Below are 15,198 nucleotides of genomic sequence, written 5' to 3' on the forward strand. Positions count from 1 at the left end.
CATCCGTATGCAACTTCGGATCAGGCCGCTTGGCGCTTCTTTAGCGCCGACACCAGTTCGGCCTCGGGGCGGGATATTCCGCATGTATTCATAAGATCGTCGATATCTGCACCAAGATCAACCAGTCGGGCGGCTTCGTCATAAGAAATTCTGAGCGGGTCATTCTGGCGCATTTCGTCCAGGGTATTGCGCAGTTCAAACAACTGACGTTCACAAGATACCAAACGCTGGCCCACGCCCATGCTGCCACTGGCAGTGGCGTGAAGCTCTCGGCCAAGAGTGTCGCACCGGTCTTTGACAGATGCCTGCAATACCCGAATGCGCCGGCCATGTATACTGCCCTGCACCAGAACCAGAGCAATAGCCACTGAGGTCAGGCACCAAGGAAGCCAGGAAGGAATATTAAAGCTCATAGTGGGACGTCTCCGTTATTGGTTGCCACGGCAGACGTCCATCAATCACGCTGTTGAATTACAGCGCTGCGATTTCAGCCCACTCGTGGTCTGTCAGCATTTTTTCGAACTCAACGAGAATGATCAGCTCGCCATTCTTGTTGCATACACCCTGGATGAACTTGGCACTTTCCTCGTTCCCCACATTGGGTGCAGTTTCAATTTCACTGGATTTGAGGTAAACCACCTCAGCCACCGAGTCCACCAGCACACCCATCACCTGGCTTTCAGATTCCATCACAACAATGCGAGTAGCATCCGTGACATCGGCATCTGCCAAGCCAAACCGCCGTCGAGTGTCAATCACCGTGACGACATTGCCCCGGAGGTTGATGATACCCAGCACGTAGTCCGGAGCACCCGGCACCGGAGCAATCTCGGTATACCGAAGCACTTCCTGAATTTGCATGACGTCGATGCCGTATGTCTCATCATCCAGGCGGAAGGTCACGTACTGCAGTACCTGATCATCCTGGGCCTGATTTTGCTGTCCGCTCGGGGATGCCATAACGCTTTCTCCTTCTCGGCTGCCCGGCGGGCAACCTGATCGTCAAAAAATCATCATCAGTGCCCAATACTATAATCAAGGGCACAAACCGTGCCAGCATTGCACGGTTTCATTCGGTAACTTCCTTGTTCAGTTCAAATCCAGATGGTGCTCCTGTTCGGCTCGCACCAACAAATTTGCCATTGCACGTACATCAATCAGCGCGCACATATGATCAATAACAGTACCAGCCAGCCAGGGCCGCTGACTTCTGGCGGTACGCCAGCGCACCTGCTCCGGGTCCAGAGTAAATGACTGGCCCACATTGTCACACGCCAGCCCCCAGTCACTGTTATCTAATCGGATAATAAAGCGATAGTTATCCCTGGCATCAGCCGGTACACGGCCCGCCATAATCCATTCAGCGCTATCGACCACCTTCAGATTCAAGTCACTGCCAGGCCGAATCCCCATGTACCAGCGAGGGCTACCCGGCAGAGACCGAATTTCCTCTTCAATCCGGTGAATGGCACCTAACAACACCAAGGGCACCGCCAACTGCAATCCAGCAACTGTAAAAATCAGGCACTCAAACGGCTTCGCCGACCAGTCTGGCCTGGTGGGTGGCTCATAGGAATCTGGTGGCACCACTTTTTCGATAACGGGTTCTGGCGTCGGAGTAATAACAGCAGGTTCTTCGCAAGCCACAGAGGCAGCAGGCTGAGAGCGAGTGGCCGGCTGAACAGGTTCAGACAAAACCGGCTCGGCTTGTACCGCCACAACCTCTTCCTGCTCAGCAGTCGTGGTTGCAGTATGCAGCAGTTCATCCAGATAGCTGGCAATGGCCGCTTCTGGCAGCGTCAATTGCGCCATTTTTTTGTCAGCCATGCTGACGCCCCTTCACAGCACCCGTCTGAGCCAGAATGTCATCCAGCAAATGGCGGTAGGCTCTTACTCCGTGAGTGTTTGAATCCAGCGCCGATGGAATCACCCCTTGTTCACTGGCATCCCTGAATTTTGTATCGACCGGAACCGCAAACCGCCAGAGGTGATCAGAGTATGTTTTACGTAACAAATTAAGACTCTTTACCGATGCCTGAGTCCGGCGGTCATACATGGTGGGCACTATCGTGTAGGGCAACTCATTGTTCTGGGAACGCATAATCATTTGCAGGGTGTGCAACATACGCTCAAGCCCCTTGATCGCCAAAAACTCCGTTTGCACCGGTATTACCAGATGCTGGGCGGCTGCAAGAGCATTAACCATCAAAACACCCAGCGAGGGAGTATTGTCCAGAATCACATAATCAAAATCATCCCAGATCTGGGCCAGAGCATGGGACACCACAAGCCCCATCCCACCTACTCCAACCATTTTCCGTTCAAGCGTTGCCAGAGCGGTACTCGCGGGCATCAAAGAGAGCCCGGGACAACGAGTATCCTTAATCAACTGAGCGGGGAGACCTTCAGGCACTTTGCCCTGGTACTGAAAGAGATCAAACACACTATGAGCCAGGCTGTCCGGATCGTAACCGAACCAAGTGGTCAACGAACCATGGGGATCAAGATCAACAACAAGCACCCGCTCGCCCCGTTGAGCCAGCAAACCGCCCAACGCAACCACCGACGTTGTTTTGCCCACACCACCTTTCTGATTGGCTACCGCCCAGATACGCACACTTGATACTCCAGTTACCGACCGGCGCAGTAAACACACTGCAACCTGATCTGTATATCGGCTGCTATTCCGGCAACTTGAAGACTAAACAGCCGCCAAGCGGCAAGCTCCTGCCGATTCATAGATTGAGAAAGAGTTAATACAGAAAGCGTGCCAAATCAGTCATACACATGCGCCGCCAGAAAGATCATCGTACAACTCCACGAATACTGGCATCTTTAGAGATCAACAATACCACCCGCCGGTTACGGCGCCGACCCTCTTCGGTGTCATTTCGTGCCACTGGCTGGTATTGGCCATAACCAATAGCCGCCAGTCTTTCTGGCTCAATACCTTCCATCGTCAGCATTCTCGAGATCGCCGCAGCCCGGGCAGTAGAAAGCTCCCAATTAGAAGGGAACCGACTGGTGCGAATAGGCCGGTTATCGGTGAAGCCTTCCACCTTGACAGCGTTATCCCGACCGCGCAGCACCTTCGCAATTTTTTCCACGACTTTAAACGAATCATAATGCGGCTCGGCATCACCACTGCTGAACAACATACTGTTTGGTAAATTCAGCTCAATCCAGGAGTCACTGGTCTCAAGACGAACCACCCCCTGATTAATCAGGTCATCAAACTCCATCGCCAACTGATCTGCCATGGTCCGCAATGCTTCAACCCGGTCCTGTTCACTGACATCCGGGATCTGCGGTGCTTCAGTCACTGCCGGGGGGATAACTGCATCATGAAATTGCTCAGGCGCCGTAACCACCTGCTCACCGATTACAACCGGCTGCAGAGACCGCTGAGGGGTATTAAACACGCCAGAGAAAGTTTCAGACAGAACTTTGTATTTTCCTTCGTTCACCGAAGAAACCGAATACATCACCACAAAAAAAGCAAACAACAAGGTAATGAAGTCCGCATAGGAGATCAGCCAGCGTTCTTTGTTGTTAGATTCATCTTTTAGTGATTTACGACGACGCATCAGCGGCCCGACTCCTGATCACTGTTGACTACAGAAAGCCCCGTAATCGGAGTTCGATGGTTTTAGGATTTTCACCTTCGGCAATGGCGATAATGCCATCAATCATCATATCTTCGTAGCGGGTACGCTCTTTAACGATACTGCGGAGCTTATTGGCCACCGGGAAAAAAAGCAGGTTGGCCAGTGCAACACCGTATATCGTTGCGACAAAAGCCGTTGCTATACCCCCACCCAGCGATTGAGGATCTTCCAGGTTGGTCATCACCTGAATCAGGCCCATAACCGCACCGATAATACCAATTGTTGGTGAGTAACCGCCCATGGCTTCATATACCCTGGCAGACTCGACATCCCGGTCTTCTCTGCTCTCGAGATCAACCTCCAGGGTGCTTCGGATGTTTTCCGGCTCAGCGCCATCCACCAACAACTGAAGCCCTTTTTTGGCGAACGTTTCCGGCTCCCTTTCCGCCAGCCCCTCCAGCCCTAGCAGGCCTTGCTTACGAGCCTTCACGCTCCAGTCCACAACCTTGCCAATTCCATCTTCAAGAGAAATATAAGGGGGAACAAAAACCCAACGGACCTGAATAATGGCTCTTTTAAGGGTTGGCCAGGAGGTCTGTAAAATCGTCGCTGCCAGAGTCCCGCCTACAACAATCAGAGCTGCGGGGCCGTTAAAAAGCGAACTCATCGCCCCACCCTCAAGCAAGTTACCACCCAGGATGGCAACAAATGCAAGAATGATCCCCAGCAAGCTTAGTATGTCCATCAACTAACGCCTTCGATCAATCGTGGGCCAACATCTTCCAGAGGTAAAACTTCATCCGACAGGCCTGCCTTCGCAACGGCCATTGGCATGCCATAAATAACTGAGGTTTTTTCGTCCTGAGACCAGACTACCGAGCCACTTTGCTTCATCATGCGGCAACCTTCTTTTCCGTCGGCCCCCATACCCGTCAGGATCACACCCAAGGTTTTACCGGGAAAACTTCGAGCCAAAGACCCAAAAGTGACATCAACACAGGGCTTGTAGTTAAGGCGTTCATCACCTGGCAAGATTCTGACACGCCCCTGACCGCCCCTGTTTTCAATCATCATCTGTTTACCACCCGGGGCCAGCAGGGCAAGACCGGGCTTCAACAAATCACCGTCTTCAGCCTGACGTACCTCAACCTTGCAAAGTTTATTCAACCGCTCGGCAAAGGCCGGAGTAAAGCTCGCGGGCATGTGTTGGACCAACACTATTGGAGCAGGAAACGATGCCGGCAAGACACTCAAAACTTTCTGAAGAGCCACCGGCCCTCCCGTTGAGGTGCCAATACCCACTACCGCGTAATGACGAGGCGCTGTCTTCCTTAAGGATCGTCGTGGAGAATCCGCTGCAACCGTTTCAGACCGCGACCCGCCAACGGTCGACCTCGTTATCGGGCGCACAGACGGGCGTTTTGATTCTTCTCTGCGGTGTACCGGAGCAACCACTGGCTGGCTGGGTGCACTAACCGATGCCCTGGACCTCGGCTGGCTTTTAGCAACATCCAGTACCCGGTTGATCAGGACTTTCTGAAGCTGACTGGTATCTCTGGCAATTTCTTCGAAATTTTTAGGCAGAAAATCCACGGCACCAGCTTCAAGCGCATCGAGTGTTACCCGCGCGCCTTCATAGGTGAGTGAGGAAAACATGAGCACCGGCGTCGGGCGTTTTGCCATAATTTCCCGGAGCGCCGAAATGCCATCCATGACGGGCATTTCATAGTCCATGGTGATCACATCAGGGCGCAGTTTTTCCGCTAGTTCTACACCCTCCCGACCATTGGTGGCGGCTCCAACAACGGTTATCTGGCCTGAGGCCGTCAGGATTTCTGTCAGCCTTTTCCGAAAGAAGCCTGAGTCATCCACGACCAGGACAGAAACTGTCATTCATTTCTCCTAAACAGTTCCGGCAATACCGGCGTTATCCGTAATGCTGAAGCAGGCTGGGCACATCAATAATCAAAGCAATCCGGCCATCACCGGTGATTGTTGCACCGGCCATTCCCGGGGTACCTTGCAGCGCCCGACCCAAAGGTTTAATGACGACTTCTTCCTGGCCAACCAACTGGTCCACCACAAAGCCGACCTGCTTTGTACCCATAGCAACAATAACGACATGGGCATTGGCCGGCTCTTCCTGAGCCGCGGCCCCCTGAACGAGCCAGCGTTTTATATGAAACAAGGGGAATACCTTGTCCCGGACAACAATACATTCCCGCCCATCAACCACGTTAGTTTTGGTCAGATCGAGATGGAAGATTTCCACAACATTCACCAACGGCAGCGCAAACGACTGATCGCCCAACATAATCATCAGTGTTGGCATGATCGCAAGAGTTAGCGGCACCTTGATGATGATTTTTGTGCCTTTACCTTGCCCGGATTCGATAGCAATCTGTCCATTCAGTTGACCGATTCTGGTTTTCACCACATCCATGCCAACACCGCGACCAGAAACATCAGAGATTTGCTCTTTGGTCGAGAAACCGGCGGCAAAAATCAGGTTGAAGCATTCGTTGTCCGTCAGCCTGTCAGCCGCATCCTGATCATACAACCCTTTCTCAACCGCTTTACGTCGCAACACATCGGGATTCATTCCCGCGCCGTCATCGGCGATAGACAGCAGAATGTGATCGCCTTCCTGCTGTGCCGACAGCGTAACCGTACCAGCTCTGGGTTTGCCCGCTTTTTCACGCTCCTCAGGCCATTCAACACCATGGTCCACAGAGTTTCTCACCAAGTGGACAAGCGGATCCGCCAAAGCTTCTACCAGGTTTTTGTCCAGGTCTGTGTCCTCGCCGTGCATGACGAGGTTTACTTCTTTTTTAAGATTGCGGGCAAGATCACGCACAACCCGCGGGAATCGACCAAAAACCTTCTTGATCGGCTGCATACGGGTTTGCATCACTGCGGCCTGGAGGTCGGTGGTCACCACATCCAGGTTAGCAACGGCTTTGTGCATGTGCTCGTCTTCACTTTCCGAGCCCAGGCGCTGAAGCCGGTTTCTCACCAACACCAGCTCACCCACCATGTTCATGATGTCGTCCAGGCGTTTAGTGTCGACCCTGACAGTTGTCTCCGCTACCGGCGCCGCTTCTCTGGCTGGCGACGCTGGTTTTTTGACAGGCTCTGGTTTGGCGGGCGCCGCAGGCTTCGGAGCTGGCGCACTGGCTTTCGGCTTGTTTTCTGCAGCCCCATCAGAGCCGGCCACCGGACCACTACCCTTACCGTGAAGTTCGTCCAACAGGCTCTCAAACTCGTCATCGGTAATCGTGTCTGAATCAGCATCAGTTGAGGCGGCAGATTTCGAGTCTTCGTTATTATTCCCGGTTGCTTCAGGCGTCGCTGGAGGGACAAATTTCCCCTTGCCGTGGAGTTGATCCAGCAGTGCTTCAAACTCGTCATCAGTGATATCATCACTGCTCGCAGGCACATCTGCATCTGCAGTTTCCTCGGCACTGTCTTCTGACGCAGTTTCCGGTTTTCCGTCTGCCAGAGCATCGAGTAATTTCTCGAATTCTTCATCGGTGATATCCCCCTGGTCGCCTGACGACGCGGGTTCAACGCTGGAAGCTGGCTCTGCTACGGTCTCCACAGGAGCATCTGATTCAGGTACCGCCAACTGGTTGAGTGCCACAATCAAGTCGTCAGGAGCTGGTGTTAACTCCTCCCGATTGCGGACTTCTTCAAACATGGCGTTGATGCTGTCAAGAGCCTGAAGCACAACGTCCATCAGTTCGGAAGTAACCTTACGTTTGTGGTTACGCAAGATATCGAAGACGTTTTCCGCCGAATGACAGCAGTTAACCAGGGGATCAAGCTGAAGGAACCCGGCACCACCTTTTACCGTGTGGAAGCCACGAAATATGGCATTGAGCAGATCACTGTCGTCTGGATGCTGCTCAAGATCAACCAACTGCTCCGACAGTTTTTCAAGAATCTCGCCAGCCTCTACCAGAAAGTCCTGCAAGATGTCTTCATCGGCATCAAACGCCATGGGTAACCCTCTTTATTATTCAGAAACCGAGGCTGGATAACAGATCGTCAACGCCGTCTTGCCCCGATACCACATCTTCCCGCTCGGCAGCCTTAATTTGAGGCCCTACTCCCTTTTCGGCCGACTCTTCTTTTTCTTCAATTTGGTGCACAGTCCCCGTCAACTGATCAACGTGACTTGCCATAACAACCAGGCCAAGCAGGTTATCTTCAACCTCCTTAACAAGTGCCGTCACTTTCTGGATCACCTGACCGGTCAGGTCCTGGAAATCCTGGGCCAACAGAATCTCTGACAAATTTTTATACAGGCTGTCAGAGTCTTCACTCAAACTGCCAAAGAAGGTATCGATGCGAGCGTATAACTCGCGAAACTCCGCTGGCTCCATTTCCCTCCGACGCAAGCGCTGCCACTCATCCCGAAGAATCTCGGCTTCGTCACGCATCGCATGGGCAACCGGCATGCTTTCTTCAACCAAATCCATAGTCCGGTTAGCCGCCTGCCCCGTCATTTGTACAACATAGGCCAGACGGTCAGAGGCATCCGTCATTTTTGAAAGCACTTCTTTCTGTTCTGCACTTCGGGCGTCAATCTGGAAATTCCGGATAGCCTCATGGAGACTCCGGGTCAGACGCCCTACTTCTCGATACAGGCCCTGATCGCGAACTTCGCTGAGTTCGTTGATCACGGCCATCGCTCGCGCAAAATCTCCGCTATTAACGCTCTCAACCAACTCAGATGTCTGCTGTTGCAGCTTCTCCGTCACCTCTGGGTCGAGGCCGCGGTGGGGGTGTTTGCTATCACTCATGCGCGCCATCCAACCTAGCGTTACTGGATACGTTCAAAGATCTTCTCAATTTTTTCCTTAAGAACAGCCGCCGTAAATGGTTTGACGACATACCCGTTCACCCCTGCCTGTGCAGCTGCCACAATCTGATCGCGCTTTGCTTCTGCTGTGACCATCAATACCGGCAGGTTCTTCAGGTTTTCATCAGCTCTGACGGCCTTCAGAAGATCAAACCCGGACATGCCTGGCATATTCCAGTCGGTGACCAGGAAGTCGTACTTTCCGCTTCTAAGCATCGGTAATGCCGTGTTGCCGTCATCGGCCTCATCGGTATTGGTGAAACCCAGGTCGCGCATCAAGTTTTTGATGATTCGTCGCATTGTGGAAAAATCATCCACAATGAGTATTTTCATGTTCTTGTCCAATGGGACCTCCAGTCAGTATCACCCGGATTTAATTCAGCCTATTGAAGGCTGACAGGCTGCGTAAGGTTCGGCTCAAGACTCAGCCGGGTCAGTTATCATTCTGCTCATGCCAATCCGACAGCCGCCCGCGAAGGCGCAAAGCTGCCTGACTGTGAATCTGACTTACCCGGCTTTCACTGACCCCAAGCACAGCTCCAATTTCCTTGAGATTCAGTTCCTCCTGATAGTACAGGCTCAACACTAACTTTTCCCTTTCAGGAAGACCTTCAATCGCTTCCGCAAGGTTGCGCTGAAAAGCGCTGGTCTCAATACCGTCCAGCGGATTATCACTGGCGTCTCTTTGTTCTATCGGCAGCTCGCCGGATTCATTGAGCTCTTCAACACTAAATAGTCGACCACTGTTGGCATCCGCTAAAGAAGCGTGATACTCCGCCAACTCTATACCCATTTCTTCTGCGACCTCCGCATCCTGGGCTTCCCGGCCGACACGGTCTTCAACAACTTTTATAGCGGCCGATATTCTGCGGGCATTTCTATGCACAGAGCGAGGAACCCAATCACCTTTTCGGATTTCATCGACCATGGCACCACGAATTCGGATACCTGCGTAGGTTTCAAAGGTGGCGCCTTTGCCAGAAGAATAGCGCTGAGCAGCCTCAAGTAAACCAATCATTCCGGCCTGCATCAGATCTTCGAGCTGAACAGAGGCCGGCAACCGGGCCATCAAGTGAAGGGCAATTTTCTTTACCAGAGGCGCGTGCTCTTCAATCAGGCTCGAAGCGTTCCTGCTATCCGCTTGGTGATATATTCCCAGATTCTTCGCCAATGTCATGTATCCGGCTTATTTTTAGGACTAGACTCAAGTCAGACTTCTACGAGCCGTTCCACGAAAAATTCAAGATGTCCGCGAGGGGAAGTTGCCAAAGGCCAACTATCCACTTTATCTGCCAAAGCACGGATAGCTATAGACGCTTTCGCCCGGGGATACGCATCCAGAACTGCTCGTTGCCGCTGCACGGCTTTTTTCACAGCTTCGTCGTAAGGCACCATACCTACGTATTGTAATGCCACATCCAGAAAACGCTCCGTAACCCGAGTCAATTTTTCGAATAAATGCCGGCCTTCCTGTTCGCTTCGCACCTGATTAGCCAGAACACGAAAACGGTTCGTCCCATATTCACGGTTCATTAATTTAATGAGCGCATACACATCCGTAATAGAAGTAGGCTCATCACAAACCACCAGCAACAATTCCTGACTGGCTCGCAGAAAGCTGACAACCGCTTCAGAAATGCCTGCAGCAGTATCAATAATAAGAACGTCAATCTGGTCACCCAGCTCGCTGAACGCATTAATCAGTCCAGCGTGCTCCATAGCACTTAGCTGAGTCATTTTCTGGGTACCCGAAGAGGCGGGGACAATTTTGATGCCGCCAGGGCCATCAACCAGCACCTCTCTCAGGTCACATTCTCCATTCAGTACATCGTGCAGGTTTTTGTTCGCAGTAATCCCCAGAAGCACATCGAGATTACCAAGCCCCAGGTCTGCATCGAGCAGCACAACGCGTCGGCCTTTCTCAGCCAAGGCTATCCCCAGATTAACCGACACATTACTTTTACCGACACCGCCTTTTCCGCCGGAAACCGCAATCACCTGAACTGGATGTGGTCTGCTCATACTGTCTATTGTCTCTTACTGCGTTTTTGTTCAGACACGATGCCAGCGTCTGTTGCTATTGTCTGCACTCAGGCCCCTTCAGCGACAGCCTGTGACTGATGCACAATTCTAAGGCGCTCCACCGCCATACGAACCAGGGGCATTGCCTCGGCCCTGTGCAGATCTTCCGGTATCTTCTGGCCGTTTGTATACCAAGCCACCGGCAAACCGGTTTCCATCACAAACCCAAGAGATTCACCCAGAGTAAGGGCTTCGTCAATCTTGGTAACGATGCAGCCCGCAAGGTTTGCCATCTTATAGCAATGCCACACGGATTTCATAATACGCGGCTGACTGGTAGCCGACACCACTAAATGTGTATGAATATTGTGATCACTGCGAACCAGCTCTGCCAACTGCTCTTGGTAGCCCCGGTCTGCACTGGTCAGCCCGGCGGTATCTATGAGTACAAGGTGCCGGTCTGAAAGCTCATCCAGAATATCATCCAGAGAATGGCTTTCATCCACCACCCTAACCGGTACATTCAGAATCCGACCGAACACAAATAACTGTTCGTGAGCGGCTACCCGATAGCGATCTGTCGTGACCAGCGCCAAGGAGTCTGCTCCATGCTCCAGCACATAACGCGCCGCTATCTTGCCAATGGTTGTCGTTTTACCGGAACCCGTCGGCCCGACTAATGCGTATACGCCGCCAGATTCAAGCCAGTTCTCACGACCCGTTCTGACGCCTGTCGCCAACATTTTTAACGACGCTTTCCAGCCATCTTCCAGGCGCCCGTTCCGGTGCTGACGAGACAAAGAGCCGGCCAGTTCGGCACCCAAACCAAACTCTTGCAACCGCTCTGACAACCGCTGCTGCACAGCACTGTTTGCACCACCAGAATTTGCGGCTTCAACCTTGCCGACGACAGCCGTCTGGCCTCCCACCAACTCACGCAGAGAGCTGATTTCAGCCTTCATCGCCTCCAACTCGTCCGAATAGTTGGTGTGGGACTGCTGACCACTGGAAGCAGGCATTTGATTTTCTGCCTGGACATCCAACGCATCCAGCTCATCACCAACCACATCATGCAGTGAAACCTGAGCATAACGGGCCCCGGTGGCAGCACGCTTTTCCCGCACTTCCTGAATACGGCTGCGGGAACGATTCAATTCATCTTCCAGCCGCCGATGCTGGTCAGCCTGCATCTCAGCCAAGCGAGCACCGCTTGTGGCTTCTGAAGCTTTTTCTCCAAGGCTCTGACGAGCCATATTTTCGTCATAATCCAAAGCCGTCACAATTTCGACGCCTCCATCCACCCGACGGTTGGACAAAATAACGGCATCAGGCCCCATTTCGTGACTGACCTGTTTCAGGGCCTCGGCCATGGACTGCGCAAAAAACCGTTTAACTTTCATAAGACTCTATCCCCTACCGTCGAGCTGATATCAGCTGACCGCTCTGCTCTGCCTGTCATTACTGACCGACCGAGGCGACTATCGTGATCTGTTTGTTATCCGGGATTTCCTGGTACGAGAGCACATGCAACCGCTCCACCCCATAGCTGGCAAATTTCGCCAGACCCGGCCTCAACGGCCCGGAAACCAGCAGAATAGCGGGTTTACCAAGCATTTCCTGGCGCTGCACACTGTCCCGGAGGGAGCGCTGCAGTTTCTCCACCATATTAGGCTCCAGTACCATGCCAATATCATCCTGACCGCCAGATTGTTGACTCTGCTGGACAGACTTAAGCAACAACTGTTCCAGGTCCGGATCAAGAGTGATAACCGGGATCTCAGCATCACTTCCACAAATACTTTGCACAATCATCCGGCGAAGCGACTGACGCGCCATCATCGTGAGAACCTTCGGATCCTGGCTCTTCGGATGAATGTTTACGATCGCCTCTGCGATCGAGCGCATATCGCGAACAGGCACTTCTTCTTTAAGCAGATTCTGCAGCACTTTGAGCAGGATGCTGATAGAGATCGTCGTAGGCACCAACTCCTCTGCCAGCTTGGGAGAGATTTTCTCCAGTTGATCCAGCCACTTCTGAGCCTCATCATGACCAATCAGTTCATGGGCATGCTTCTGCAGAATCTGATTCAGATGAGTGGCAACTACCGTGCTGGCATCAACCACCGTGTAACCCAGCGTCTGAGCCTGGTCTTTTTTATCCGGCTCAATCCAGATTGCATCAAGACCAAACGCAGGATCTTTGCCGGCAATCCCTTCAACTTTTCCGAACACCTGGCCAGGATCAATGGCTAGTTCCCGCTCAGGATGAATCTCAGCTTCGGCAATGGTGACGCCCATCAACGTAATCCGGTACACGTTCGGCATCAGGTCAAGGTTGTCCCGAATGTGTACCGACGGCATCAGGAAGCCCATATCTTGCGACAGTTTTTTACGAACCCCTTTGATGCGACTGAGCAACTGCCCCCCCTGAGATTTATCCACCAAAGGAATCAAACGGTAACCAACTTCCAGACCGACAATATCCACGGTCGCCACATCATCCCAGCCCAACTCCCGGGTTTCGCCCGGCGCGGGCAGAGCCTGACCATCACCACCACGATCAGGGATCACTTCACCTGCCTGGCGTGCTACACCACCCGGCACACCGCCACGCCCGGCAAAAATGCCGTCTTCCTCAACGGTCTGGCGTTGCTTTTTCCAGATCAACCAAGCCGCACCAGCCGCCATAAAACCCAACCCGAGAAAAGCTACGTGAGGCATCCCGGGAATCAAACCCAGAAGAATCAAAATGCCAGCGGCAATTGCCAGGGCCTTAGGCGCATTAAACATCTGCTCGAGGATCTGCCCCCCCATGTCCTGACTAGAGGTAACCCGGGTTACCATAATCGCTGCTGCAGTAGACAACAGCAGTGAGGGGATCTGTGCAACCAAACCATCACCGATGGTCAGCAATGCATAGCGTTCCATGGCAAGCGTGAAATCCAGGCCATGCTGCATCATTCCGATGGCGACACCACCAATGATGTTTATGGCCAGAATAAGCAAGCCCGCAACGGCATCACCTTTTACAAACTTGGAAGCACCGTCCATAGATCCGTAAAAATCCGCTTCCTGGGCAATTTCTGAACGCCTGGCCTTGGCATCATCCTGATTAATCAATCCGGCATTGAGGTCAGCGTCAATAGCCATCTGCTTGCCCGGCATTGCATCCAGGGTAAAGCGCGCACTAACTTCAGAAACCCGGCCAGCACCTTTGGTGACAACCAGGAAATTAATAATCATCAAGATGGCAAAAACCACCAGACCAACAGCATAGTTGCCGCCAATCAATACGGCCCCGAAAGATTCAATAACCTTACCCGCAGCATCACCACCTTCATGACCATTCAGCAAAACAATTCGGGTCGACGCAACGTTCAAGCCTAAACGGAGGAGCGTTGCCACCAGCAACACTGTTGGGAACGAAGCAAATTCCATAGGGCGGAGTGCGTACACACACACCAGCAAAATAACGATCGAGAGCGTAATATTGAAGGTGAAAAATACATCCAACAAGAAGGCCGGCATGGGCAGTATCATCATGCCCAACAACCCCATCAGCATCAGCGGGACACCAAGATTGCCTCGCGTCAGAGTTTTGACGTTATTCAGAACTAACGCTCTGTCCATACTGCCTGCTTCTCCGCTTCACTGTTCGTTCGGGCCTTTCAGGCGACAATACGGTCGAAAACCTGACGCCAGACACCTGCCACAACGAGATATCGCAAGAACCATACCAGCCTCGAAAACTTTTAAACTTTCAAGCTCAGAGAGCGCCTGACGCGAGTCCTCAGATACGGTATCCTTTCGCCATTTAATTGATCAGAATTCAAGCCCGACAACCCGAACCCACAGGTGACTCCCAATGCCTATCCACGAAGTGAAACACCCCCTGATCCGCCATAAGCTTGGCCTTATGCGCCGCGCTGATATCAGCACCAAGAATTTTCGTGAACTGGCGCAAGAAGTTGGCGCACTCCTGACTTACGAGGCCACAAAGGATTTCGGTTTAAAGGAAGAAACCATTGAAGGCTGGGCAGGCCCCGTCACGATCGAGCAAATCCACGGTAAAAAGATCACCATTGTTCCAATCCTGAGAGCAGGCCTGGGTATGCTGGATGGCGTTCTGAGCCTGATTCCCGGGGCACGGGTAAGTGTCGTTGGTCAAATTCGCAACGAAACTACTTTAGAGGCAGAAACCTACCTGGAAAAACTGGTGGGCGAACTCGACCAGCGCATGGCCATGATTATTGACCCAATGCTGGCAACCGGTGGTTCCATGATTTCCACCATTGACCTGCTAAAGAAAGCCGGCAGCACTGAAATCCGCGCACTGGTACTGGTTGCCGCGCCGGAAGGTGTAGCCAAAGTCATGGAAAAACACCCGGATGTATCCATTTTTACCGCCTCCATCGATGACTGCCTGAACGATAAAGGTTATATCCTGCCAGGGCTGGGTGATGCAGGCGATAAAATCTTTGGCACCAAACAAAAGGATGTCTGAGCATGCAGGACCACACAACTGACCCGGTCTGGAAACAGGCCATAGCCGGCTCACAAATGCTGCTGGTAGCCTTTGGCGCTCTGGTACTCATGCCCCTGATCACCGGCATGGACCCCAATGTCGCCCTGTTCACCGCCGGGGTTGGCACCCTGATTTTCCATCTGGTGACCGGCGGCCAGATCCCGATTTTCCTGGCC

At 52.6% G+C, this 15,198-nt stretch carries 16 protein-coding genes; 2 read left to right on the forward strand and 14 right to left on the reverse strand.

Annotated elements, in window-relative coordinates; translation table 11 throughout:
• Positions 1-20: 20 nt before the first annotated feature.
• From ABYA77_RS10970 to flhA, 14 genes are all read right to left on the reverse strand, one after another.
• Positions 21-413, reverse strand: a complete 393-nt coding sequence (locus ABYA77_RS10970; RefSeq protein WP_372966011.1) for a DUF2802 domain-containing protein — start codon at positions 411-413, stop codon at positions 21-23.
• Positions 414-471: 58 nt separating this feature from the next.
• Positions 472-960: a chemotaxis protein CheW gene (locus ABYA77_RS10975; RefSeq protein WP_372966012.1), complete on the reverse strand. Its 489-nt coding sequence runs from the start codon at positions 958-960 to the stop codon at positions 472-474.
• A gap of 129 nt (positions 961-1,089) precedes the next feature.
• Positions 1,090-1,827: a chemotaxis protein CheW gene (locus ABYA77_RS10980; RefSeq protein ID WP_372966013.1), complete on the reverse strand. Its 738-nt coding sequence runs from the start codon at positions 1,825-1,827 to the stop codon at positions 1,090-1,092.
• Positions 1,820-2,617 carry a ParA family protein gene (locus tag ABYA77_RS10985; RefSeq protein ID WP_372966014.1) on the reverse strand — a complete coding sequence of 266 codons (798 nt, stop codon included), beginning with the start codon at positions 2,615-2,617 and terminating at the stop codon, positions 1,820-1,822. Before ABYA77_RS10985 ends, ABYA77_RS10980 begins: the two co-directional genes overlap by 8 nt.
• A gap of 187 nt (positions 2,618-2,804) precedes the next feature.
• The gene (motD, locus tag ABYA77_RS10990) at positions 2,805-3,587 is read right to left on the reverse strand and encodes a flagellar motor protein MotD (RefSeq protein WP_372966015.1); all 783 of its coding nucleotides are present in this window, start codon (positions 3,585-3,587) and stop codon (positions 2,805-2,807) included.
• Between the two features lie 28 nt (positions 3,588-3,615).
• The gene (locus tag ABYA77_RS10995; RefSeq protein WP_372966016.1) at positions 3,616-4,353 is read right to left on the reverse strand and encodes a flagellar motor protein; all 738 of its coding nucleotides are present in this window, start codon (positions 4,351-4,353) and stop codon (positions 3,616-3,618) included.
• On the reverse strand, positions 4,353-5,501 hold the full coding sequence (locus ABYA77_RS11000) for a chemotaxis response regulator protein-glutamate methylesterase (protein ID WP_372966017.1): 1,149 nt from the start codon (positions 5,499-5,501) through the stop codon (positions 4,353-4,355). Before ABYA77_RS11000 ends, ABYA77_RS10995 begins: the two co-directional genes overlap by 1 nt.
• A gap of 34 nt (positions 5,502-5,535) precedes the next feature.
• A complete protein-coding gene (locus ABYA77_RS11005) occupies positions 5,536-7,611 on the reverse strand; it encodes a chemotaxis protein CheW (RefSeq protein ID WP_372966018.1) in 2,076 nt (691 codons plus the stop codon).
• A gap of 19 nt (positions 7,612-7,630) precedes the next feature.
• Positions 7,631-8,416: a protein phosphatase CheZ gene (locus ABYA77_RS11010; protein ID WP_372966019.1), complete on the reverse strand. Its 786-nt coding sequence runs from the start codon at positions 8,414-8,416 to the stop codon at positions 7,631-7,633.
• Positions 8,417-8,436: 20 nt separating this feature from the next.
• Positions 8,437-8,820 carry a chemotaxis response regulator CheY gene (cheY, locus tag ABYA77_RS11015; RefSeq protein WP_372966020.1) on the reverse strand — a complete coding sequence of 128 codons (384 nt, stop codon included), beginning with the start codon at positions 8,818-8,820 and terminating at the stop codon, positions 8,437-8,439.
• Between the two features lie 88 nt (positions 8,821-8,908).
• The gene (locus ABYA77_RS11020; RefSeq protein WP_372966021.1) at positions 8,909-9,652 is read right to left on the reverse strand and encodes an RNA polymerase sigma factor FliA; all 744 of its coding nucleotides are present in this window, start codon (positions 9,650-9,652) and stop codon (positions 8,909-8,911) included.
• Positions 9,653-9,684: 32 nt separating this feature from the next.
• Positions 9,685-10,497: a MinD/ParA family protein gene (locus ABYA77_RS11025; protein WP_372966022.1), complete on the reverse strand. Its 813-nt coding sequence runs from the start codon at positions 10,495-10,497 to the stop codon at positions 9,685-9,687.
• A 68-nt stretch (positions 10,498-10,565) separates the two neighbouring features.
• Complete coding sequence (gene flhF / locus ABYA77_RS11030) at positions 10,566-11,897, reverse strand: flagellar biosynthesis protein FlhF (protein WP_372966023.1); 1,332 nt, start codon at positions 11,895-11,897, stop codon at positions 10,566-10,568.
• A gap of 58 nt (positions 11,898-11,955) precedes the next feature.
• Positions 11,956-14,127, reverse strand: a complete 2,172-nt coding sequence (gene flhA, locus ABYA77_RS11035; RefSeq protein WP_372966024.1) for a flagellar biosynthesis protein FlhA — start codon at positions 14,125-14,127, stop codon at positions 11,956-11,958.
• Between the two features lie 235 nt (positions 14,128-14,362).
• Between flhA and upp the strand changes: the two genes are divergently transcribed.
• Together upp and ABYA77_RS11045 are read left to right on the forward strand one after the other, a co-directional pair.
• Positions 14,363-15,001, forward strand: coding sequence for a uracil phosphoribosyltransferase (gene upp / locus ABYA77_RS11040; protein ID WP_372966025.1), 639 nt, complete (start codon positions 14,363-14,365; stop codon positions 14,999-15,001).
• A 2-nt stretch (positions 15,002-15,003) separates the two neighbouring features.
• A partial coding sequence (locus ABYA77_RS11045; RefSeq protein ID WP_372966026.1) for a solute carrier family 23 protein occupies positions 15,004-15,198 on the forward strand: 195 nt, incomplete at its 3' end.

The sequence above is a fragment of the Marinobacter sp. genome, assembly GCF_041595835.1.
Lineage (GTDB): Bacteria > Pseudomonadota > Gammaproteobacteria > Pseudomonadales > Oleiphilaceae > Marinobacter.